Raw genomic sequence first — 22,406 nt, 5'->3', positions numbered from 1 at the left:
GGTGTGTCAGGCGCTGAGCGCCTCGATCCAGCCGAGCCCTTCGCGGGTGCCGGCGGCCGGCTTGTATTCGCAGCCGATCCAGCCGTCGTAGCCGGTCTTGTCGATGTGCCTGAACAGCCAGGCGAAGTTGATCTCGCCGGTGCCCGGTTCGTTGCGGCCCGGGTTGTCGGCGAGCTGCATGTGGGCGATGCGCGGCAGGTACTTGACGATGGTGTTGGCGAGTTCGCCCTCCATGCGCTGGGCATGGTAGATGTCGTACTGCACGAACAGGTTGTCGGAGCCGACCGCATCGATGATGTCGATCGCCTGCGCGGTGCGGCTGAGATAGAAGCCCGGGATGTCGTAGGTGTTGATCGGCTCGACCAGCAGCCGGATGCCGGCTTCCTTGAGCTTGCCGGCGGCAAACGCGAGGTTGTCGATGAAGGTGGCGCGCACCGTGTCCTCGGCAACACCGGCGGGGGCGATGCCGGCGAGGCAGTTCACCTGGCGGCAGCCGAGCGCGCTGGCGTACTCGATGGCGCGCCCGACACCGTCCTGGAACTCGCCGATGCGGTCGGGATGGCATGCAATGCCGCGCTCGCCGCCTTCCCAGTTGCCGGCCGGCAGGTTGTGCAGGACCTGGGTGAGGCCGTGCCTGTCGAGACGTTCGGCGAGCGCGTTCTTGTCGAAGGCGTAGGGGAAGAGATATTCGACCCCCTTGAAGCCAGCCTCGGCGGCGGCTTCGAAGCGCTCCATGAAGGGCAGCTCGTTGAACAGCATGGTCAGGTTGGCGGCAAATCTGGGCATTGTCATTTCTCCATCGAATCGGTTTGTGGGAGCGGGCTCAGTCGAGCAGGCCCACTGCGGTAGGCGCGTCCTCGCGACCTTCGGCGAGCGCCTCGAATTCATTGATCGCGTTGATCTCGGTACCCATCGCGATGTTGGTGACGCGCTCGAGGATGATCTCGACCACCACCGGCACGCGGAATTCATCCATCCACTTGCGCGCCTGCTCGATCGCCGGGGCGATTTCCTCCTGGCGGCGCACGCGGATCGCCTTGCAGCCGAGGCCTTCTACCACGGCGACATGGTCCACCCCGTAGCCTTCGAGCTCGGCGGCATTGACGTTGTCGAAGGCGAGCTGCACGCAGTAGTCCATGTCGAAGCCGCGCTGCGACTGGCGGATCAGGCCGAGGTAGGCGTTATTCACCACGATGTGCAGGTAGGGCAGCTTGAACTGCGCACCGACGGCGAGCTCCTCGATCATGAACTGGAAGTCGTAGTCGCCCGACAGCGCCACCACCTTGCGCTCGGGGTCGGCGGCGACCACGCCCAGCGCAGCGGGAATGGTCCAGCCGAGCGGGCCGGCCTGACCGCAGTTGATCCAGTGACGCTCCTTGTACACATGCAGGAACTGCGCCGCGGCGATCTGCGAGAGGCCGATCGTGCTCACGTAGCAGGTGTCCTTGCCGAACGCGTTGTTCATGCACTGATAGACCCGCTGCGGCTTCATCGGCACATCGTCGAAGTTGGTCTTGCGCAACATCGTACGCTTGCGCTCGCGGCATTGCGAAACCCAGGCGCTGCGGTCGCGCAGCTTGCCCGCGGCCTTCATCTCGCGGGCCACCTCGATGAGGCGGTCGAGCGCGGCGCCGGCGTCGGAGACGATGCCGAGGTCGGGTCCGAAAACGCGGCCGATCTGGGTCGGTTCGATGTCGATATGCACGAAGGTGCGGCCCTCGGTGTAGACCTCGATCGAGCCGGTGTGGCGGTTGGCCCAGCGGTTGCCGATGCCGATCACGAAGTCCGATGCGAGCATCGTGGCATTGCCGTAGCGGTGCGCGGTCTGGAGGCCCACCATGCCGGCCATCAGCGGGTGGTCGTCGGGAATCGATCCCCAGCCCATCAGGGTCGGGATCACCGGCACGCCGGTGAGTTCGGCGAATTCCTGCAGGCGGGCCGAAGCGTCGGCATTGATCACGCCGCCACCGGAGACGATGAGCGGACGCTCGGCGGCGTTGAGCATGGCGATCGCTTTTTCGGCCTGGGCGCGGGTGGCTGCGGGCTTGTAGACCGGCAGCGGTTCGTAGGTCTCGATGTCGAACTCGATCTCGGCCATCTGCACGTCGAAGGGCAGGTCGATCAGCACCGGGCCGGGACGCGCCGAGCGCATCAGATGGAAGGCCTGCTGGAAGGCCCGCGGCACCTGCGCGGGTTCGCGCACGGTCACCGCCCACTTGGTCACCGGCTTGGCGATCGACTCGATATCGACCGCCTGGAAGTCTTCCTTGTAGAGCCGGGCGCGCGGCGCCTGGCCGGTGATGCAGAGGATCGGGATCGAATCCGCCGAGGCGGAGTAGAGACCGGTGATCATGTCGGTGCCGGCCGGTCCGGAGGTGCCGATGCACACGCCGATGTTTCCGGCGCGGGCGCGGGTGAAACCCTCGGCCATGTGCGAGGCGCCCTCGACGTGGCGGGCGAGCACGTGGTTGAAACCACCGTTTTTCTTCATCGCCGAGTAAAGCGGGTTGATCGCTGCGCCGGGAATGCCGAACACGGTGCTCACGCCTTCCTTGCGCATCACCGCTGCTGCTGCATCTATTGCTCTCATGCGGGCCATGGTGCTGTCTCCTTTTCTCGAATGCCTGCGGGTTGTTGGGGCAAGAATAGGGGCGATCGGACGATCGAGGAATTGCAGCGGGGCTCGTTTCTGTCGATACTCCAGGTATCGAATCGTGAGGCGGCAATCGACCGCTCCCGCTTATGGATCGCTATACCGAAATCCGCAGCTTTGTCCTCGTTGCCGAGAAGGGCAGCTTTGCCGCCGCCGCGGTGGTCGAGGGCGTCACCCCGGTGGTGATGGGGCGCAGGCTCGATGCGCTCGAGCGCCGCGTCGGCGTGCGGCTCATGCATCGTTCCACACGCGGCCTGGTCCTCACCGATCTCGGTGAGCAGTTCGTCGAACAGTGCCGTCAGCTGCTGCGTGATTTCGACGAGGCCGAGAGCAGCATCAGCGCCGAGCGCAGCACTGTGCGCGGGCATCTGGTGGTGTCGGCGCCGGCGGCATTCGGCCGACGTCATGTCGGCCCCCACGCGCCGGCCTTCAAGGCGCAGTACCCGGCGCTGAAGGTGTCCTTCAACTTCACCGACAGCGTGGTCGACCTGGTGCGCGAGGGTTACGACATGGCGATCCGCATCGGCGACGTCACCGATCCGAACTACGTGCCGGTGCGCCTCTATCCGAACCGGCGGGTGGTGTGCGGCACCCCCGGTTACTTCGAGCGGATGGGGGTGCCGCGGATTCCCGAGGATCTCGCCACCCACAATTGCCTGGCCTTCAACCTGCAGGGCGGCCAGCAGCGCGGGTGGACATTCAGCCGCGACGGGAAGCCCTTCGCGGTGCGGGTCGACGGCGACCTCGACTGCAACGATGGAGAGCTGCTGTACGACTGGGTGAAGCTTGGCCTCGGCGTTGGCTGGCGCTCGACCTGGGAGATCCAGGCCGAGCTCAAGCGCGGCGAGCTGGTGACGGTGCTGGACGATTTTGCGGTCTCCAGCTACGACATCCAGGCGGTCTATCCGCAGCAGCGCTATCTGCCGGCCAAGGTCCGCCATTTCGTCGATTACCTGAAGGGCATCTACAACGAGCCCGGCTACTGGGAGCGCGGGCGGGACTGAGTGCCGGTGGTGCCGGGCGAATCCTGGCGCGGCCGCTTCAGCTGAGCCGGCCGGTGAGGATCAGGAAGCCGGGAATCCAGCCGGTGGCGATGCCCTGGCCGATGGCGGTCCATGCGGTCAAGCGCTGGAGCGGTTTGCGCAGCGCGAGGAGCATGAAAAAGAGCAGCCAGAGGACCGCCCAGGCCGCCCACGATGCGCCGAGCCAGCGCTCGCCCGCGGAGGCGGTGGCGGTGCTGAGCATGTCGAACGATATCGGTATCGCGGTGAGCGAGACGAACAGGCTGAACCAGCCGAGTCCGCGCCCGTCCGCACCGCTCAGGCGGTTGCAGGCCACCCACAGGTAGGTCAGCGAGAACAGCAGGGAGAATGCGCCGGCCTTGATGGAGGCTGCGTCGGCGCCTTCGCCGAGCGCCATGCGCAGCGACACCAGCAGGGTGAGCATGCCGGTGAACACGTTGATCACCATGATCTCGCGCTCGCCGATCCGCCCGAGCATCCACAGCCCGTTGAGGATCAGCACCGCGCCGACGTAGAGAAGCGACAGACCGAGCAGCATGGCGGATGCCTCACGCGTGACGGAATGCCTGCGCACCGGCAAAGCGCGCGGCCGGGCCGAGTTCGCGCTCGATGGCGAGCAGGCGGTTGTATTTCTCCACCCTGTCCGAGCGGCTTGCCGAGCCGGTCTTGATCTGGCCGCAGGCGGTGGCGACGGCGAGGTCGGCAATCGTGGTGTCGCCGGTCTCGCCGGAGCGGTGCGAGACGATCGAGGCGTAATCGTGCTGTCGCGCGAGGCGCATTGCGTCCAGCGTTTCGCTGAGCGTGCCGATCTGGTTCGGCTTGATCAGGATTGCATTGGCAATGCCGTTCTCGATGCCGCTGGCAAGGATCGCGGTATTGGTCACGAACAGATCGTCGCCGACCAGCTGGATGCGGCGGCCCAGGCGCCCGGTGAGCTGCGCCCAGCCGGCCCAGTCGTCTTCCGCCATGCCGTCCTCGATGCTGACGATCGGATAGCCGTCGACCAGATCCGCAAGATAGCCGGCGAAAGCCTCGGCGGATAGCTCGCGACCTTCTCCTGCAAGCCGGTAGAGGCCGTCGTGATGGAATTCGGACGCGGCGCAGTCGAGCGCCAGCGCTACATCGTCGCCGGGCCGGTAGCCGGCCATGCCGATGGCCTCGACGATCAGGTCGAGTGCCTGGTGCGTGCCCGTCACGTTCGGCGCAAATCCGCCTTCGTCACCGACCGAGGTGGGAAAGCCGTGCTTGTCGAGCAGGCCGCGCAGCGCATGGAATACGCCGACGCCGGCCCGCAAGGCATCGCTGAACCGCTCGAAACCCAGCGGCACGATCATGCATTCCTGGATGTCGAGGCTGTTGTTCGCATGCGCGCCGCCATTGATCACATTCATGAGCGGTGTCGGCAGCGTCGCAGTCCTGCCGTCCACCGCGAGGCTGCGAAAGAGCGACTGGCTCCGTGCCGCGGCCGACGCATGCGCACAGGCGAGTGAGGTCGCAAGTATCGCGTTCGCGCCGAGATGCGATTTGTCGTCCGTGCCGTCGAGTTCGCACAGACGCGCGTCGATCGCCTGCTGTGCGCTGATATCCATGCCGGCGAGGGCACGTGCGATGGGCCCTTCGATGTTCCCGAGGGCCTTCAGGACCCCCTTGCCGCCGAACCGCGACGGGTCCCCGTCACGCAGTTCCAGCGCTTCGCGGGCGCCCGTGGAAGCACCGGACGGGACCGAGGCGTGGCCGCGATGGCCGGAGGAAAGGGTCACAGTGGCTTGTAGCGTAGGGTTGCCGCGCGAGTCGAGAATCTCCAGACCCGTGATGCTTGTAATCTCGTTCATAGGATTTCCATGCGGGGTGTTCGGACTACCGGTGCGACCGGTCAGGGCAGCAGCGTAGCGAAGCACGGGCGCCTGTTGAATAGCCACCCGGGTCGGTTCTGTCGATACCCGAAGTACCGTCTGCAACGGGGCCGGCCGGGCGCCGCCGGCGACGCGGCCGGATCAGCGCTGTGCTGCGGGGATGTCGATGTCGAGCGGATCGTCGAGCTCGATCTCGTCGCAGTTCCTGCCGGGCCCGCTGCGGTCGACGACGATATAGTCGGATACCGCGTCAAGGGCGAGCAAGGGGTGGTGCCATACGCCAGGGGCGTAGTTGACGCCCTGATCTCCACGTGCGAGGAACACCCGGATGTCCTCGGTGCCTGGTCTGTCGCACGGCGGCGCCACGACCACGAGGTAGGGGCCGCCCGAGATCGGCATGAACGCCTGCGAGCCGAGCGGATGGCGCTCCAGCATCTCCACGGTAAATGGCAGCCGGCGCGGCTGGCCGCGGAAGATCGAGATGATCGCCCGTCCGTCAGGGCCGGGGGCGACGTCGGCGAGATCGTGATAGCGCTCGGTGTTGCCGGCGTTGATGGTGAAGTGACGAGCCGTGGCGCTGGCCTCGATCACCTGGCCGAAGGGCGCAAAACGCGCGTGTTCGAGTGGTTCGGCCAGCAGCAGCGGGCGGGTCAGCTCGGAAATGTTCATCTCTGTGTGGTCCTTGGTCGGTCGGCGCACCACGTCGTAGCGGCTTCGCCGAAAAATGGGGTTGCGTGTCCGATGCGCGAGGCCCGCTGGCATGCAGGCTACGCGCAGGTCGTCCGGCATGCCCGGTCACGTTCGTTCAGCCAACCCACTGGGTTGCCTGGGCAAAAATCAGGAAACCGGTCGCGATCGCGATCCAGATGCCGAACAGCGGCACGAAGAAGCGCACCCACCTGTCCCAACCCACGCCCGCGAGCGCCAGGGTGGCCATGAAGTAACCGGAGGTGGGATAGAGGATGTTGCTCAGACCGTCGCCGAGCTGATAGGCGAGCACCGAGGTCTGGCGGGTGACGCCGATGAGGTCGGAGAGCGGCGCCATGATCGGCATCGTGACCAGCGCCTGGCCGCTGCCGGAGGGAATCACGAAGTTGAAGCCGAGCTGGGCGATGAACATGCCGATTGCCGAGAACATCGAGGGCACCTCGCTGACCAGCTCGCCAAGGGTGTGCACCATGGTGTCCATGATCTGACCCTGCTCGAGCATTACCGCGACGGCGCGCGCGATGCCGCAGATCATCGCGCCGACCAGCACGTCGCGAAAACCCTCGTTGAAACCCTCGCAGATCTCGCTGGTCCTGAGGCCGGCAACGAGGCCGACGACAACGCCCATGACGACGAACAGGCCTGACATTTCCATCATGAACCAGCCGCGGTTCAGCACGCCCCACACCAGGACGCCGAAGAAGGCCAGCGCCGTGATACCCGCCCAGCGTTGGCGCGAGGTGAAGGACAGGGCGCCTTCATCGGCCGCATGCAGGTAAAGGCGGTGCTTTTCGATTTCCTTCGGGTCCGCGTGCATCAGGCCGGTTTCCGGACTGTTGCGCACCTTGAGCGCATAGCGCATCACATAGGCGATCCCGGCAAGGGTTATGGCGGCGAACAGTGCTGCCCGCAGGTTGAGGCCGGAATAGACCGGCAGGCCGGCCAGCTGCTGGCCGAGACCGGTATTGATCGGGTTGAGCACGCCGGACGTGAAACCCGCGGTGGTGGCGCACAGCGCGACCGCGACCGCGGTGATCGAGTCGAAGCGCAGCGCGATCATCAGAGGAAGGATGACCGGCACGTAGACCAAGGCCAGCTCCTGGGTGCCGATCAGCGTGGCGATGGTCGCGAAGACGATCATCAACACCGGGATCACCAGAATGCTGCGCTCGGCGAAGCGTCGGGTGAGCTTGTCGACCGCGACTTCGATGACGCCGGTGCGGCGGATCACCATGAACATGCCGCCGATGATGAAGGTGAAGAACACCACCATGCTGGCCTCGCGCAAGCCCTTGGGGATCGCCAGCATGAAGTCGACGAGCCCGAGCGGATTGGAGTCGATGACGCGGAAGGAGTCGGGGTCGATGGTGGTGCGCCCGGACGGTCCGGGAATGCGGTCGTAGAGTCCCGCCGGAACGAAATGGGTGAGGATCGCGGCGATCGCCGTGAACACGAAAAGGATCACGTAGATGTGCGGCATCTCGAAACGGTGTCGGGTTTCGGGCCGGGTGGTGGGGGCTGAATCCTGGGTGTTCATTGCGGTGTCTCCTCTTCTGGTTTTGTGTCGCCTGGTGGCGATTCTTGCTTGGTGTGACGCGTGTCGGATGGGCCGGTGCTCCTCGTGGAGGATGCCGGCCCCCGGCGGGTGATGCGGATGGTGCGTTATCCCTTCGCCACTCTGCCCCACAGGCGCAGTCTTGAGACGCCGCCGTCGGGGAAGATGTTGAATCGGACATGGGTGACGGGCCCGAGGGCCGCGATCTCGGTGGTGTAGGTATGCAGCGCATCCATCTCGAGCTTCTGCTCGGGCAGCAGGGTCTGCCAGAACATCGACTGGGTGGTGGCGGAGCTGTCGGTACCGCCGGTGACGAAGGCCGCCTGCAGCGAGCAGCGGTCGGGGAAGTTGCCCTTGAAGAAGGCGGTGTCGACTTCGATCTTCTCGATCGTGCCGGGGGCGCCGAGCTCGAGCACGCACCAGTCATTGCCGGGTTCGCGACGGCGGCGGGTCTCCCAGCCGTCGCCCATGCTGGTGCCGCGACCGGGCAGCAGCAGGCTGGTCACCGAAGAGCCGAAGCTCGCGTCGTTCCATGAGACCGGGCGGCCGCCGTTTTCCATGGCGACGAGATCGACGAGCTGATCGGCCGAGGCCGCCTCGAGGGCGCCGACGGGCTGACCATAGACACGCAGCCGGGCGATGCCGCCGTCGGGGAAGATGTTCACGCGCAGGTGGGTCCAGGCGGCGTTGCTGACCGACTCGAGGACGTGGTGGCTGCTCGGTCCGAGCGCGGTGGCGGGCAGGACCTCGGTCCAGGCGGCGGCCTTGAGCACTTCGACTTCGTCGCTGTCGCTCACGCAGGCCTCGATCGAGACGGCGGGCGGATAGTTGCCGACGAAGTGGCTGGTGTCGACATCGAATCCGCGGATGCGGCCCTTGACGCCGAGCTTGACGAAGCACCAGTCATGGCCGGTGGTGCGCTTGCGGCGGGTCTCCCAGCCGTCCATCCACTTGCCGTTGTTGTCGAACTTGCCGGGGACGAACTGAGCGGGCTCGGGGTTGAGCATGCGGCCGACTTCGGCGAAGAAGTCGTCGGAGGCGTAGAGGGCGCGTGCGCCGAGTCGCGGGTTGGCGAGATCGACCGAGCGCTGCGCCCAGTCGGGCAGCTCTGCGGGCGGGGCGAAGACGGGGGCGCCGGGGGTGTGGCTGGCCATTGGATGTTCTCCGGAAAAGGTTGGTATGCGTTGCCCGGCGGGCGCGGACTGCTCGCCGGGGTGTGGTGTCGCCTTGTTCAGGCAGTGGCCGGGATCAGCACGGGTGCCTGCGGGGTGTGCTCGTGTTCTTCCGTATCGGTGTCGTTCAGGTCGACCACGATTTCGCGGTTGAGTACCTGGTGGGCGAGCTGCCGGTCGACATCCTTCTCCCATACGCCGATCACGACGGTGGCGACACAGTTGCCGATCATGTTGGTGAGCGCGCGAGCCATGCCCATGAACCAGTCCACCGACAGGAGCAGCACCAGGCCGATCGCCGGGATCGCGGGCACCGCGCTGAGCGTGGCGGCGAGGATCACGATGGCCGAGCCGGGGACGCCGTGCGCGCCCTTGGAGGTGAGCAGGGAAATGGCAAGGATGGTCAGCAGATCGACAGTCGACAGTGGCGTATTGGTTGCCTGGGCGATGAACACCGCGGCAAGCGTCAGATAGATCGAGAAGCCGTCGAGGTTGAACGAGTAACCGGTGGGGATGACGAGGCCGACCGTTGAATCCTTGATGCCCATGCGTTCGAGCTTGCGCATGACTTGCGGCAGCACGGAATCCGACGATGCGGTGCCGAGCACGACCAGCAGTTCTTCGCGCAGGTAGCGCAGCAGCTTGAAGATGTTGAAGCCGGCCATGCGCAGGATGAAGCCGAGCACGCCGATCACGAAGATGGTGCAGGTGAGGTAGAACAGTGCCACCAGCATGCCCAGCTGCTTGAGCGAGCCCACACCGTACTTGCCGACGGTGAAGGCGATGGCGCCGAGGACGCCGAGCGGCGCCAGCTTGACGATGAAGCCGATCAGCTTGAAGAAGACGTGCGAGAGTCCGTCGATCGCGGCAGTGATCGGGCGGCCGCGTTCACCGAGGGCAGCGACCGCGGCGCCGAACAGGACGGCGATCAGCAGGACCTGCAGGATGTCGCCCTTGGCAAAGGCATCGAAGAAGGTCGCCGGAATGATCTTCATGATGAAGTCGGTGGTGCTCGTCGCTTGTGCGATGTGCGCCGTGTAGCCGGCCAGCGCGGAGGCGTCGAGGGAGGCGACGTTGACGTTCATGCCGACGCCGGGCTGGAACACATGAGCCAGCAGGATGCCAAGTGCGAGTGCAAAGGTGGTGACGACTTCGAAGTACAGCAGGGCCTTGCCGCCGACGCGACCGACCTTTTTCAGATCGCCGGTGCTGCAGATGCCATGGACGACGACGCAGAACACCAGCGGCGCGATGATCATCTTGATGAGCTTGATGAAGCCGTCGCCGAAGGGTTTCAGTTTGGCGGCGAATTCGGGCCAGAAGACACCGACGGCGACGCCGAGGACCAGGGCGATGACGACTTGCCCGAACAGGGTTTTGTGGAAGCGAGTATTCATTGGACACCTTGCGAAGCGGGTGGAGTATGGCTGCACGGGTGGCAACCGGACTTTTTGCCTCGGCAATGACGAAACGCGGTGGAGTGTCGTCATCATCGGCCATTCGCATTCGAACGCGGGGTTACGCGTTGCCGCGGATGCAGTGTTATATGTTTGGTAAAATGTTAGAGATCACGAATCTGATATACCAATAGAAGTTATTTATGGTAACGCAGAAAACATCGCAGCCGGCATTTGCCCGACACCTGCCGCGATGTGACAATCGCGCAAAACAATCAGAGGTTCTTCAATGGACAGGCTGGAAGCAGAGGGCGAGTTGCTGGCAGATCGGGCATTCAAGGCCTTGCGGGGCTTGCTCACGAATGGATCCTTGCGGGCGGGGCAGTTCGTTTCGATGCCCGACCTGACGAAGACCCTTGGCATGCCGATGGCGCCTGTCCGCGAGGCGGTCAAGCGTGCGGAGTCCGCTTCACTGGTCCGAATCCTGCCAAAACGCGGCGTGGCCGTGATGGAGGCGACGCCTGAATCGATCAAGGACTGTTTTCACTTGCGGACGATTCTCGATCAGGAAGGCGCCCGCGAGCTTGCCCGTGCGGGCGAGGCCGGAGCGCTTGCGGCCCTTCGCGAGCGCCATCAGCGCGTGCTCGAGGCTGCCCGCGATGCGATTACCCCTTCACTGCAGCGTGAGGCGATGGAGGTGGACTGGGCCTTGCACACGACGCTCGCGGATGCGCTCGGCAACGGCAGCGTCAGGGAGATCTATGCACGCAACCGCGATCGGATTTCGGTGATACAGCATTCGCGACCCTTGCTTCCGGACCGGATCATCCCCGCGATGGAAGAGCACCTCGAGATCCTGGACGCGATCTCCGGTGGAGACGAACAGGCCGCGGCGGCCAGGGTACGCGATCATTTTCGCCAAACGCTGCGATGGTGGGGAATCATCGTCTAGGCGGATGTTGCCGCCTGGGTCCGGCCGGCGGCGCCGGTAGCCGGACCGCGGTGGCCATGTCCTGCCGGTTGCACTGCAGGGCATGGCCTGTGCCGGCAGGAGGGAAACCGATCCGCCGGCACCGTTTCGGCATCAATGCGCTTCGGCGGCCTTGGCTGCTTCGATCGCGCCGGCCTGGTCGGCCTTGCCGCCATTGAAGAAGAAATTGAGGACCACCGCGGAGACCGAGGTCAGCAGGATGCCGGATTCGAGCAGCGGATGCAGGCTGTGGGCCATCTGCTGGGTCCACCGCGGAGCGACCAGCGGGATCATGCCGGCGCCGATCGAGATGGCGACGATGTAGAGGTTGTTCCGGTTGCTTCTGAAATCGACGTTGGCGAGGATGCGGATACCGGTGGCCGCCACCATCCCGAACATCACCAGGCCCGCGCCGCCGAGCGCGAATTCCGGAATCGACTCGACCAGCGCGGCCATCTTGGGCAGCATGCCGAGCACGATCATGATCAGGCCGGCGGCAACGCACACATAGCGGCTTTTCACGCCGGTGACACCGACCAGACCGACGTTCTGCGAGAAGCTGGTGTAGGGGAAGGTGTTGAACAGGCCGCCGATGAGGGTGCCGAGGCCGTCGGTGCGCAGGCCCGCGGAGAGCTCGGTGGGCGTGATCCGCTTGCCGGTGAGGTCGGACAGGGCGAGGAACATGCCGGTCGATTCGATCATCACCACGATCATCACCAGTGCCATGGTCAGGACCATCACGACGTCGAAGGTCGGCATGCCGAAGGCGAAGGGCGTGACCACATTGAACCAGTCGGCGGCGCCAACCTTCTCGAAGCTCATCTTGCCGACCGCGACCGCGACGCCGCAACCGAAGATCATGCCCAGCAGCACCGAGATGTTGGCGACGAAGCCGCGCCCGTAACGTACCAGCAGCAGGATCGCGATCAGAACCAAGCCCGCGATCGCCATGTTGTCGAGTGCGCCGTAGTTGGGGTTGTCGACCATCGGAATCTTGCCGAGCTTGATCGGTACCGCTTCCGAGCCGGCCGGCAAGGCCGCGGTGGCTGCCGCTGCGGCTTCGCGGGCGCTGTCGACCATGGCCACCAGCGCCGGAACGTCGGTGCTCTGTGCCAGGAAGGACGGGCCGCCCATGGCCCAGCCTACCCCGACGCGCATCAGGCTGATGCCGATGATCGCGATGATGGTGCCGGTGACCACTGGCGGGAAGAAGCGCAGCATGCGGCTCATCAGCGGGGCGACCAGCATCGCGATGATGCCGGCGCCGATGATCGCGCCGAAGATCGCCCGGGCACCGTCCGGGCCGCCCTGTATGTTGGCCATGGCCACCATCGGGCCGACCGAGGCAAAGGTGACACCCATCATGACCGGCAGCTTGATGCCGAAATACTTGCCGAAACCGAGTGACTGGATGAGCGTCACCAGCCCGCAGCAGAACAGGTCGGCCGAGATCAGCAGCGCGACATGGTGATGATCGAGATTGAGTGCCCGGCCGACGATGAGCGGCACGGCGATTGCGCCGGCGTACATGACGAGCACGTGCTGCAGGCCAAGCGTGAACAGTCGGCCGGTTGGCAAGCGTTCGTCGACGGGATGGACCTCGTCCGACTGCGTTGATGGTGGTTGCTGGGACATTTGCTTACCCTCCGGTGTAAATGGATGCATTCCTGCGGACGCTTACTGATGGATACATCTTACGAACATGAACCGACGTGGATAGCTCCCGGGCTTTATAGACATAATCAGCAAACGGATATTGTGGTGCCGCAGCAATATCGGTTTTGATCGAATTTGACTGGTGCGATGCCTGATTCTTGTCCGCTCGGCCGATGCGCCACGGCCGTGGCAGAGCGTCTCCAGGCCGGTGGGGCCGGGCGGGCTGCGACGGTGGTGGTCGGGAAGGGGGCAGCAGTGAACGCAATACGGCCCATCGCGGTCACGATGACCGGACGGGCCGTTGCATGCCGGGTCGCGCAGGCGCCGGCACGGCGCCGCGGGAATCGCAGGTATCAGTTCAGCGCCGGAATCATGACGCTCTGCTCGAGTTGAACCTCATCGCAGTTGTGCCCCGGTCCGGCGCGGTCGACCACCAGAAAGTCGCACACCGCGTCGAGTGCGAGCAGCGGATGGTGCCAGACCCCCGTGGCGTAATTGACGCCCTGGTCGGCGCGGGCGAGGAAGACCCGAAGGTCCTGGTCCGTGGGCGGTTTGCCGGCGGGCGCGACGACGACGAGATAAGGACGGCCGGACATCGGAATGAAGGCCTGCGATGCGAGCGGATGGCGCTCCATCATCTGTACCTCGAAAGGCAGGGTGCGAGGCTGGCCGCGGAAGATCGAGACGATCACGCGCCCCTCGGGACCGGGCTCGACCTTCGCCAGATCGTGATAGCGCTCGGTGTTGCCGGCGTTGATGGTGAAGTGCTGTGCCGCCTCGCTCGCCTCGATGACTTCGCCGAAAGGGGCGAAGGCTTCGCGGGTGAGGGGTTCGATGGACAGGTTACGTGCCATGGGTCCCCCCGATCTAGCGCTTCGCGACCTTGCCCCACAGGCGCAGTCTTGAGACGCCGCCGTCGGGGAAGATGTTGAATCGGACATGGGTGACGGGCCCGAGGGCTGCGATCTCGGTGGTGTAGGTATGCAGCGCATCCATCTCGAGCTTCTGCTCGGGCAGCAGGGTCTGCCAGAACATCGACTGGGTGGTGGCGGAGCTGTCGGTGCCGCCGGTGACGAAGGCGGCCTGCAGCGAGCAGCGGTCGGGGAAGTTGCCCTTGAAGAAGGCGGTATCGACTTCGATTTTCTCGATCGTGCCGGGGGCGCCGAGCTCGAGCACGCACCAGTCGTTGCCGGGCTCGCGACGACGGCGTGTCTCCCAGCCGTCGCCCATGCTGGTGCCGCGGCCGGGCAGCAGCAGGCTGGTCACCGAAGAGCCGAAACTCGCGTCGTTCCACGAGACCGGGCGGCCGCCGTTTTCCATGGCGACGAGATCGACGAGCTGATCGACCGAGGCCGCCTCGAGGGCGCCGACGGGCTGGCCATAGACACGCAGCCGGGCGATGCCGCCGTCGGGGAAGATGTTCACGCGCAGGTGGGTCCAGGCGGCGTTGCTGACCGACGCGAGGATGTGGTGGCTGCTCGGACCCAGCGCGGTGGCGGGCAGGACCTCGGTCCAGGCGGCGGCCTTGAGCACTTCGACTTCGTCGCTGTCGCTCACGCAGGCCTCGATCGAGACGGCGGGCGGATAGTTGCCGACGAAGTGGCTGGTGTCGACATCGAATCCGCGGATGCGGCCCTTGACGCCGAGCTTGACGAAGCACCAGTCATGGCCGGTGGTGCGCTTGCGGCGGGTCTCCCAGCCGTCCATCCACTTGCCGTTGTTGTCGAACTTGCCGGGGACGAACTGGGCGGGCTCGGGGTTGAGCATGCGGCCGACTTCGGCGAAGAAGTCGTCGGAGGCGTAGAGGGCGCGTGCGCCGAGTCGCGGGTTGGCGAGATCGACCGAGCGCAGAGCCCAGTCGGGCAGCTCGGCGGGCGGGGCGAAGACGGGGGCGCCGGGGGTGTGGCTGGCCATGGTGAATTCCTTTGGTGTCGTGTTATTTGTTGTTGTAGGGATGATGCTCGATCCAGTGGCGGGCGACGTCGACGCGGCGACAGACCCAGACACGGTCGTGCTTTTCGATATGGTCGAGAATGCGCTGCAGCGCGCGGAAGCGTCCCGGCCGGCCGAGCAGGCGGCAGTGCATGCCCACGCTCATCATCGCCGGCCGCTCTTCGCCTTCGTCGTACATCACGTCGAAGGCATCGCGCAGGTACTCGAAGAACTCGTCGCCATGCGAGAAGCCCTGGGGCAGGGCGAAGCGCATGTCGTTGGTGTCGAGCGTGTAGGGCACGATCAGGTGCGGCACGCTGCTGCCATCGCTCTTGGCGACCTCGGTCCACATCGGCAGGTCGTCGCCGTAGTAGTCCGAGTCGTAGAGAAAGCCGCCGTAGTCGGCCACCAAGCGACGGGTGTTGATCGAGTCGCGGCCGGTGTACCAGCCCAGCGCGCGCTCGCCGGTGAGTTGCTCGATGATCTCCATGCCGATACGCATGTGCTCGCGCTCGATCTCTTCGGGGACGCTCTGGTAATGGATCCAGCGCCAGCCGTGGCAGGCGATCTCGTGGCCGAGTGCCTTGAAGGCGGCGGTGACCTCGGGGTTGCGCTGCAGCGCCATCGATACGCCGAACACGGTCAGCGGCAGGCCGCGGCGCTCGAACTCGCGCAGGATGCGCCACACGCCGACCCGTGAGCCGTACTCGTAGATGCCTTCCATCGACAGGTGGCGTTCCGGGTAGCTGGCCGGGTTGAAGAGTTCGGAGAGGAACTGCTCACTGCCGGGGTCGCCATGAAGCACGCAGTTCTCGCCGCCTTCCTCGTAGTTGAGGACGAACTGCACCGCCACGCGGGCGCGGCCGGGCCAGTTGGCCTGCGGCGCGTTGCGTCCGTAGCCGACGAGATCACGCGGGTAGCTGGAATCTTGATTCACGCGGGTGTTCTCCTGAAGAGGTCAGGCAAGCAGCGATTCGAGCCGGAAGCGGCCGATCTTCGCAATCTGGTTCAGACAGGCACGGAACTCGGTCGGCCTGTCATTCTTGAGGCGTTCTGCCACGGTGTCCATGATCTGGTAGCGGCTCAGGCCCTTGACCGCGATCACGAACGGAAAACCGAAGCGCTGCCGGTAATCGATATTGAGTTGCCGAAGGCGGGCAAGTTCGTCGGCGCTGCACTGGTCGAGGCCGGCACCCTTCTGCTCGCCGGTCGAGGCCTTGGTGAGCGTGCCATCGGCCGCTTCCTTGCCGGCCAGTTCCGGGTGGGCGCAGATCAGCGCCAGCTGCTCGTCCTCGGAGGCGCCATCGACGGCGGCCACCATTGCCCCGTGGAGCGCGTCGATCGTGGTGAAGGGCCGCTTTTCCCAGGCGCGCTCGGCGACCCATGGAGAATGCTCGAAGATGTCGCCGAGACGTGCGACGAACGCATCCCTGGAGAGGGCCGAGAGCGTGGCGAGGGTGTCCCGCTGAAGTGTGGTGGGGGCCATTGTCTGTGCTTTCCTGTTCACGTGGTTGAGCGTCGCGACTTCAATCGGTGGTTTTCGCGCCCTGGGCGAACCAGGTTGCGATCAGCGCACGCTCGTCATCGGTGATGTGGGTGAGGTTTGCGAGCGGCATGTAACCGCTGGCCACCGTCTCGGCGATCTTCGCCGCATGCTGGCGGACCTCTTCAGGTGTCTCGAGCATCACGCCCTTGGGCGCCTGGGCAAAGCCTTCCTGGGTCGGGTGGGCCGAATGGCAGGCCACGCAGCGTTGGGACAGGACGGTGTGGAGCTGGGCATAGCCGATCTTCTCGCCGCTGGCGTCGACCGGCTTGGGTGCCATCAGCACCGCCAGTGTAGCGAGCAGGGCGACGCCGGCCGCCGGCAGCCACCATTTGACCTGGCCGCGGTGACGCAGCACGAAGAACTGGCGGATCAACACGCCGGCCAGCATGATCACCGTGAGGATCAACCATCCGTGCTTGTTGGCGTAGGTCATCGGATAGTGGTTGCTGATCATGATGAACAGCACCGGCAGGGTGAAGTAGGTGTTGTGCACCGAGCGCTGCTTGCCGATGATGCCGGGACGCGGATCGACCTCCTCGCCTGCGTGGATCTGCGCGACCATGCGGCGCTGCCCCGGCATGATGTGGAAGAACACGTTGGCCACCATCATGGTGCCCATCATCGCGCCGACGTGGATGTAGGCGCCACGGGCCGAGAACACCTGGTGGAGCAGCCAGTTGCAGGCCACCACGAAGACGAAGACGATCGCCGCCAGCAGGCCGTCGCGGCCCAGCAGGTTGCGGCACAGCAGGTCGTAGACGATCCAGCCGCTGGCCAGGAAGGCGATCGAGATGGCCACCGCGGTGCCCGGCGCGAGTTCCATGACCTGCTTGTCGATGAGGTAGTTCGAGGCGCCGATCCAGTAGATGATGGCCAGCAGCGTCATGCCCGACAGCCAGGTGGTGTAGGCCTCCCACTTGGACCAGTGGAGGTCCTTGGTGAGGGGTTCGCCCTTGGGGCCGGTGAGGAACTTCTGGCTGTTGTAGAAGCCGCCGCCATGCACCGCCCACAGCTCGCCGAATACGCCGCGCTCCGCATCGGCGGCTTTTTTCGGCGGCTTGAGCGAGTTGTCGAGCATGACGAAGTAGAACGATGCGCCGATCCAGGCAATGCCCGTGATCAGGTGCAGCCAGCGCACCAGCATGTTTGCCCAGTCGAGCAGATACGTTTCCATCCTGGATTCTCCCGTGGTCGTTGATTCGGGCCGCGTGCTCAGCTGCCGCGGTAGGTGGAATAGCTCCAGGGCGAAACGAGGAGCGGTACGTGGTAGTGGGCGGTGGTGTCGGCAATGCCGAAACGCAGGGCGACCTCGTCGACGAACGGTGGTTCGGGCAGATCCAGCCCCATCGCCCGGAAGTAATCGCCGGCGCCGAACACGATCTCGTAGCGTCCTGCCTCCATCGCCGCGCCTTCGAGCAGCGGCTGGTCACAACGGCCGTCGTGGTTAGTGATGCAGCGACCGAGTTCGTGGCGTCCGCCGTCGAGGCGGAAGAGGGTCACGGCGATGCCGGCGCCGGGCCGTCCGTGGGCGGTGTCGAGTACATGAGTGGTGAGTCGTCCCATTGCTGCGTTCTCCTTGGGGTTCCGTGCAATTCTGATTGAGTGCAGTCTATGGCCGTTTCGACTTGCGTGATTGCGTATGTTTTTATAAGCAATATACGAATATCTTTATTGTTCTGGGCGTCGGCTTGGCCTTGAATCGGGTTATCGTCCGGGAAGTCCACCGGAAGACGATTCCCGCCAGGAGGTTCATCCCATGCGCAGTAGCGACAATCCGCTCGACACCTATCTGCTCCGTGTCTTCTCCATCCTGGTTTCCGAACGCAGCGTATCGCGGACGGCGCTCAGGATGAACCAGTCGCAGCCCGCCATCAGCGCCGCACTCAAGCGTCTGCGCGATGTTCTGGGCGATCCGTTGCTGGTCCGCGAGAAAGGGGGCATGGTACCGACAGAGCGGGCGCTGGCGTTGCTGTCGCATGCCAACAGCGCGCTCGCCGAGATCGATCGCATGACCGGCGAGCCCGAAGCGTTCGATCCGCTTACCAGCAAGCACGCCTTCAGCATCGGTGCGCCTGACTATCTCGCGCCGGCCTTCTTCGTGCGCGTTGCGGAAGCATTCAGGCGCGAGGCGCCCAACGCGTCGCTCGCCCTGCATACCCTCGGTCCCGACTTCGATTTCGAGCGCGCGCTCGCCGAGGGCCGGCTCGAGACCGTGATCGGCAACTGGCCGGAACCGCCGGACCGGATGCATCTTTCGATGCTGCTCGAGGACGAGATCGTCTGTCTCGTCGGGGCCCGTCACCCCTTCGCGAGAAAGGAGATGACGATCGACGATTACCAGCGCGCCACGCACGTGGTTCCGATGGCCTACGCACCGACCCAGCGGGGGCTGATCGACACCACCCTGGCGGCGTTGAGGATTCAGCGTACCGAGCGGGTCATGGTGCAGTCATTCACCGTGGCGCCGTACCTGCTGCAGGGAACCGATCTGGTGTTTACCACCACCCGGCATTTCGCGAATTTCTACATGCCCCTGCTGCCGCTGGCGGTCCTGCGGGCGCCGATCGCCTTCCCCAAGATGCGCTTCTACCAGCTGTGGCACGATCGCAATCATCATTCCGCCGCGCATCGCTGGTTGCGCAGGCTCGTCCAGGAGGCGGCGCACTGCTTCGACGCGGCGTAGGACCGGCCGGCCCGCGCCGCGGCAGCGCGGGGGCGCGCTATCGATCGATCGGCACCAGGATGACCGGCACGTCCGCCTTCATCGTGACCTTGTGAGCGACCGAGCCGATCAGCAATTCACCGATCGCGCTGTGACCGCGCGAGCCCATCACGATCATGTCGGCCAGCACCTCCTTGGCGGTGTCGAGAATGCGCGAGGCGGGTTCCCCCTCCAGTGCCCGCACGCTCGCCAGGACCCGTGAAACATCCATCTCGGGATTGGCCTGCACAAAGGTGTCGATGCGGGCCTTGAGCAGTGCTTCTGCGCGCTGATGGCCGGTTTCGCGGATTTCGCTCAGCTTCTCCCTGGTGATGAATTCCTCGTACGGCATCATGCTGCTCGATGGCAGGCTGATCGTCACGGCATGCAGCTTCGCGCCGAACTTCGCGGCGATTCCCACCGCATGCCTGAAAACCGCGGGCGAGCGGGGTGTAAGGTCGGAGGCGTAAAGGATCGACTTGATCTCGTAGCTCATGGACATTCTCCTTGCATTCTGATTCGGGTGTCGAATGGACGATCGTGGACGCCGGCAAGACGCCGGTCCGGGTGACCGCATGGAGTCTATGGCGCCGGCGTCCCCGGCGGTCGGGCAAGCGGTGATACCGGGTATATGGGAAACCGCATGTCGTACGCGACATTGGGCAAGCCCGGCCAGCGGACAGGGCAGGGATGCGTCAGGACCGTCGCCGTCCGGTCCGGATCGCCCGACAGTTCGCCCGGGACGACATGTTCCGGAAGCATCATCAAGAATAGCTATTATCAAAAGACAAATAATCAATCGGGTAAATCGTTCCGTCTCAAAATCTTTGGCCTAGACTAGGTTTCAGACCGTGGCAAACGGTCCGTCAGCCGGACGCACGGCTTGCGCTGAAAGAGAATTCCCCGCCCCGTGGCAGGCGATGCCGGGTCCGGGTGGCGGGACAACAACCGGAGAGGAGACATGGAAAGCAATAATGTCGAAACCAAGGGCAAATGCCCTGTCATGCACGGCGCGCTCACCCGATCGGCTGCCGGCGGCACGTCGAATCGCGACTGGTGGCCGAACCAGCTCAATCTGGGCATCCTCCATCAGCATTCGTCCCTGTCGGACCCGATGGGCGAGGCCTTCGACTATGCCGAGGCGTTCGCCGGACTCGACCTTGCGGCGGTCAAGAAGGACCTCCACGCACTGATGACGACCTCGCAGGACTGGTGGCCGGCCGACTACGGCCACTACGGCGGCCTGTTCATCCGCATGGCCTGGCACAGCGCCGGCACCTATCGCACTTCGGATGGTCGCGGCGGTGCGGGCTCCGGCTCGCAGCGCTTCGCCCCGCTCAACAGCTGGCCCGACAACGCCAACCTCGACAAGGCGCGTCGGCTGCTCTGGCCGATCAAGCAGAAGTACGGAAAGCGCATTTCGTGGGCCGACCTGATGATTCTCGCCGGCAACGTCGCACTCGAATCGATGGGCTTCAAGACCTTCGGTTTCGGCGGCGGAAGGCAGGACATCTGGGCGCCCGAAGAGGACATCTACTGGGGCTCCGAAGCCGAGTGGCTGGGTGACAAGCGCTACAGCGGCGAGCGCGAACTCGAAAAACCGCTCGCGGCGGTGCAGATGGGCCTGATCTACGTGAACCCGGAGGGGCCCAACGGCAAGCCGGACCCGGTCGCCTCGGGTCGCGATATCCGCGAGACCTTCGCCCGCATGGCGATGAACGACGAGGAGACGGTCGCGCTGACGGCGGGCGGTCACACCTTCGGCAAGACCCATGGTGCCGGTGACGCAGCAAACGTCGGCCCCGAGCCTGAAGCCGCGCCGCTCGAGGAGATGGGGCTTGGCTGGATCAGCCGATTCGGCAGCGGCAAGGGGCGCGATGCGATCACCAGTGGCATCGAAGGCGCCTGGACGCCGAACCCGACGCAGTGGGACAACGGCTACTTCGACGTGCTCTTCGGCTACGAATGGGAACTGGTCAAGAGCCCGGCCGGGGCATGGCAATGGACGCCCAAGGATCTTGCCGAGAAGGACATGGCGCCCGATCCGGAAGACCCGTCGAAGCGCGTGCCGATCATCATGACCACCGCCGACATGGCGATGCGCATGGACCCGATCTACGAGCCGATCTCGCGCCGCTTCCACCAGAACCCTGCAGCGTTCGCGGACGCGTTCGCACGCGCCTGGTTCAAGCTCACCCACCGCGACATGGGCCCGATCTCGCGTTACCTCGGGCCGGAAGTGCCGGCGGAACAGCTGATCTGGCAGGATCCGGTTCCAGCGGTCGATCACGAGCTGGTGGATGCGCGGGACGTTGCCTCGCTCAAGGCTACGGTCCTCGCCTCCGGCCTGTCGATTGCGGAGCTGGTGTCGACCGCCTGGGCGTCGGCGTCGACCTTCCGCGGCTCGGACAAGCGCGGTGGCGCCAACGGGGCTCGCATCCGCCTCGCGCCGCAGAAGGACTGGGCGGTGAACCAGCCGGCCCAGCTGGCCAGGGTGCTTGGTGCGCTCGAGAAGATCCGGGCCGAGTTCAACGACGCGCAGTCGGGCAACAAGCGCATCTCGATCGCCGACCTGATCGTGCTCGGCGGCTGTGCGGCCGTCGAGAAGGCGGCGAAGAACGCCGGCCACGACATCGAAGTTCCGTTCGCGCCGGGCCGCACCGACGCCACGCAGGCGCAGACCGACGTGGAGAGCTTCGAGGTGCTCGAGCCGATTGCCGACGGCTTCCGCAACTACCTCAAGACACAATACACGGTGTCCGCCGAGGAGTTGCTGATCGACAAGGCGCAGTTGCTCACGCTGACCGCCCCCGAGATGACGGTGCTGGTCGGCGGCATGCGCGTGCTCGGCGCGAACGCCGGGCAGTCGCAGCACGGTGTATTCACCCGGCGGGCGGATACGCTGAGCAACGATTTCTTCGTGAATCTGCTCGACATGGGCACCGCCTGGAAACCGGCCTCGGGCGATGCGCAGACCTTCGAGGGACGCGATCGCAAGACTGGGGAGGTGAAGTGGACCGGTACGCGTGTCGATCTGGTCTTCGGTTCGAACTCGCAGCTGCGGGCGCTGGCGGAGGTCTATGCATGCGGGGACGCGCAGGAGAAATTCGTTCGCGATTTCGTGGCAGCGTGGAACAAGGTGATGAACGCCGACCGTTTCGATCTCGCCTGAGCCCGGTGCAATGACGGCCGGGGCCTTGCCTTCGGCCTGAAGACGGAAAGCCCGACCATTTACATGCGT

The 22,406-nt window shown here is 65.1% G+C and carries 20 protein-coding genes; 4 read left to right on the top strand and 16 right to left on the bottom strand.

The genetic code is table 11. From position 1 onward, the window contains the following. Positions 1 to 6: 6 nt before the first annotated feature. Together hyi and gcl are read right to left on the bottom strand one after the other, a co-directional pair. Positions 7 to 786 carry a hydroxypyruvate isomerase gene (gene hyi / locus GQB03_RS07395; protein ID WP_159686749.1) on the bottom strand — a complete coding sequence of 260 codons (780 nt, stop codon included), beginning with the start codon at positions 784 to 786 and terminating at the stop codon, positions 7 to 9. A 37-nt stretch (positions 787 to 823) separates the two neighbouring features. After that, positions 824 to 2,599, bottom strand: coding sequence for a glyoxylate carboligase (gene gcl / locus GQB03_RS07390; RefSeq protein ID WP_159686746.1), 1,776 nt, complete (start codon positions 2,597 to 2,599; stop codon positions 824 to 826). Positions 2,600 to 2,742: 143 nt separating this feature from the next. Here gcl and GQB03_RS07385 point away from each other — a divergent pair, with 143 nt between their 5' ends. Beyond that, complete coding sequence (locus tag GQB03_RS07385; protein WP_159686744.1) at positions 2,743 to 3,657, top strand: LysR family transcriptional regulator; 915 nt, start codon at positions 2,743 to 2,745, stop codon at positions 3,655 to 3,657. A 37-nt stretch (positions 3,658 to 3,694) separates the two neighbouring features. Here GQB03_RS07385 and GQB03_RS07380 read toward each other — a convergent pair whose 3' ends face one another. The 6 genes from GQB03_RS07380 to GQB03_RS07355 all read right to left on the bottom strand — a co-directional run bounded on the left by GQB03_RS07380 (position 3,695) and on the right by GQB03_RS07355 (position 10,360). After that, a complete protein-coding gene (locus GQB03_RS07380; protein ID WP_159686741.1) occupies positions 3,695 to 4,213 on the bottom strand; it encodes an AmiS/UreI family transporter in 519 nt (172 codons plus the stop codon). A gap of 10 nt (positions 4,214 to 4,223) precedes the next feature. Continuing rightward, positions 4,224 to 5,507 carry a phosphopyruvate hydratase gene (gene eno / locus GQB03_RS07375; RefSeq protein WP_159686738.1) on the bottom strand — a complete coding sequence of 428 codons (1,284 nt, stop codon included), beginning with the start codon at positions 5,505 to 5,507 and terminating at the stop codon, positions 4,224 to 4,226. A gap of 162 nt (positions 5,508 to 5,669) precedes the next feature. Then, positions 5,670 to 6,197 (bottom strand): ureidoglycolate lyase, encoded by a 528-nt coding sequence (locus GQB03_RS07370; RefSeq protein WP_159686735.1) that lies wholly within the window; start codon positions 6,195 to 6,197, stop codon positions 5,670 to 5,672. A gap of 136 nt (positions 6,198 to 6,333) precedes the next feature. After that, positions 6,334 to 7,773 (bottom strand): YfcC family protein, encoded by a 1,440-nt coding sequence (locus GQB03_RS07365; RefSeq protein WP_200832137.1) that lies wholly within the window; start codon positions 7,771 to 7,773, stop codon positions 6,334 to 6,336. A 125-nt stretch (positions 7,774 to 7,898) separates the two neighbouring features. After that, positions 7,899 to 8,945: an allantoicase gene (alc, locus tag GQB03_RS07360; RefSeq protein ID WP_159686732.1), complete on the bottom strand. Its 1,047-nt coding sequence runs from the start codon at positions 8,943 to 8,945 to the stop codon at positions 7,899 to 7,901. 77 nt (positions 8,946 to 9,022) lie between these two features. Further along, positions 9,023 to 10,360, bottom strand: coding sequence for a C4-dicarboxylate transporter DctA (locus GQB03_RS07355; protein ID WP_159686729.1), 1,338 nt, complete (start codon positions 10,358 to 10,360; stop codon positions 9,023 to 9,025). 289 nt (positions 10,361 to 10,649) lie between these two features. On the opposite strand from GQB03_RS07355, the gene GQB03_RS07350 reads away from it, so the two are divergent. Further along, positions 10,650 to 11,312, top strand: coding sequence for a GntR family transcriptional regulator (locus GQB03_RS07350; protein ID WP_159686726.1), 663 nt, complete (start codon positions 10,650 to 10,652; stop codon positions 11,310 to 11,312). 132 nt (positions 11,313 to 11,444) lie between these two features. On the opposite strand, the gene GQB03_RS07345 is transcribed toward GQB03_RS07350, so the two are convergent. From GQB03_RS07345 to uraH, 7 genes are all read right to left on the bottom strand, one after another. Next, positions 11,445 to 12,965, bottom strand: coding sequence for a nucleobase:cation symporter-2 family protein (locus tag GQB03_RS07345; protein ID WP_159686724.1), 1,521 nt, complete (start codon positions 12,963 to 12,965; stop codon positions 11,445 to 11,447). 374 nt (positions 12,966 to 13,339) lie between these two features. Beyond that, on the bottom strand, positions 13,340 to 13,840 hold the full coding sequence (locus GQB03_RS07340) for an ureidoglycolate lyase (RefSeq protein WP_159686721.1): 501 nt from the start codon (positions 13,838 to 13,840) through the stop codon (positions 13,340 to 13,342). A gap of 13 nt (positions 13,841 to 13,853) precedes the next feature. Beyond that, positions 13,854 to 14,900 (bottom strand): allantoicase, encoded by a 1,047-nt coding sequence (gene alc, locus GQB03_RS07335; RefSeq protein ID WP_159686718.1) that lies wholly within the window; start codon positions 14,898 to 14,900, stop codon positions 13,854 to 13,856. Positions 14,901 to 14,922: 22 nt separating this feature from the next. After that, positions 14,923 to 15,855 carry an allantoinase PuuE gene (puuE, locus tag GQB03_RS07330; RefSeq protein ID WP_159686716.1) on the bottom strand — a complete coding sequence of 311 codons (933 nt, stop codon included), beginning with the start codon at positions 15,853 to 15,855 and terminating at the stop codon, positions 14,923 to 14,925. A gap of 21 nt (positions 15,856 to 15,876) precedes the next feature. Next, positions 15,877 to 16,404 carry a 2-oxo-4-hydroxy-4-carboxy-5-ureidoimidazoline decarboxylase gene (uraD, locus tag GQB03_RS07325; RefSeq protein WP_159686713.1) on the bottom strand — a complete coding sequence of 176 codons (528 nt, stop codon included), beginning with the start codon at positions 16,402 to 16,404 and terminating at the stop codon, positions 15,877 to 15,879. 40 nt (positions 16,405 to 16,444) lie between these two features. Beyond that, positions 16,445 to 17,638 carry a urate hydroxylase PuuD gene (locus GQB03_RS07320; RefSeq protein ID WP_159686711.1) on the bottom strand — a complete coding sequence of 398 codons (1,194 nt, stop codon included), beginning with the start codon at positions 17,636 to 17,638 and terminating at the stop codon, positions 16,445 to 16,447. A gap of 38 nt (positions 17,639 to 17,676) precedes the next feature. Beyond that, positions 17,677 to 18,027 carry a hydroxyisourate hydrolase gene (gene uraH / locus GQB03_RS07315; RefSeq protein ID WP_159686708.1) on the bottom strand — a complete coding sequence of 117 codons (351 nt, stop codon included), beginning with the start codon at positions 18,025 to 18,027 and terminating at the stop codon, positions 17,677 to 17,679. Between the two features lie 193 nt (positions 18,028 to 18,220). On the opposite strand from uraH, the gene GQB03_RS07310 reads away from it, so the two are divergent. Beyond that, on the top strand, positions 18,221 to 19,147 hold the full coding sequence (locus tag GQB03_RS07310) for a LysR family transcriptional regulator (protein ID WP_159686705.1): 927 nt from the start codon (positions 18,221 to 18,223) through the stop codon (positions 19,145 to 19,147). A gap of 37 nt (positions 19,148 to 19,184) precedes the next feature. Here GQB03_RS07310 and GQB03_RS07305 read toward each other — a convergent pair whose 3' ends face one another. Further along, the gene (locus tag GQB03_RS07305) at positions 19,185 to 19,661 is read right to left on the bottom strand and encodes a universal stress protein (RefSeq protein WP_159686702.1); all 477 of its coding nucleotides are present in this window, start codon (positions 19,659 to 19,661) and stop codon (positions 19,185 to 19,187) included. A gap of 465 nt (positions 19,662 to 20,126) precedes the next feature. Between GQB03_RS07305 and katG the strand changes: the two genes are divergently transcribed. Then, positions 20,127 to 22,337: a catalase/peroxidase HPI gene (gene katG / locus GQB03_RS07300; RefSeq protein ID WP_159686700.1), complete on the top strand. Its 2,211-nt coding sequence runs from the start codon at positions 20,127 to 20,129 to the stop codon at positions 22,335 to 22,337. Positions 22,338 to 22,406 lie beyond the last annotated feature (69 nt).

This window comes from Cognatazoarcus halotolerans (genome assembly GCF_009800965.1).
Lineage (GTDB): Bacteria > Pseudomonadota > Gammaproteobacteria > Burkholderiales > Rhodocyclaceae > Cognatazoarcus > Cognatazoarcus halotolerans.
The sequence above is the reverse complement of the archived record's forward strand: the minus strand, read 5'-3'. Positions and strand labels throughout refer to the sequence as shown.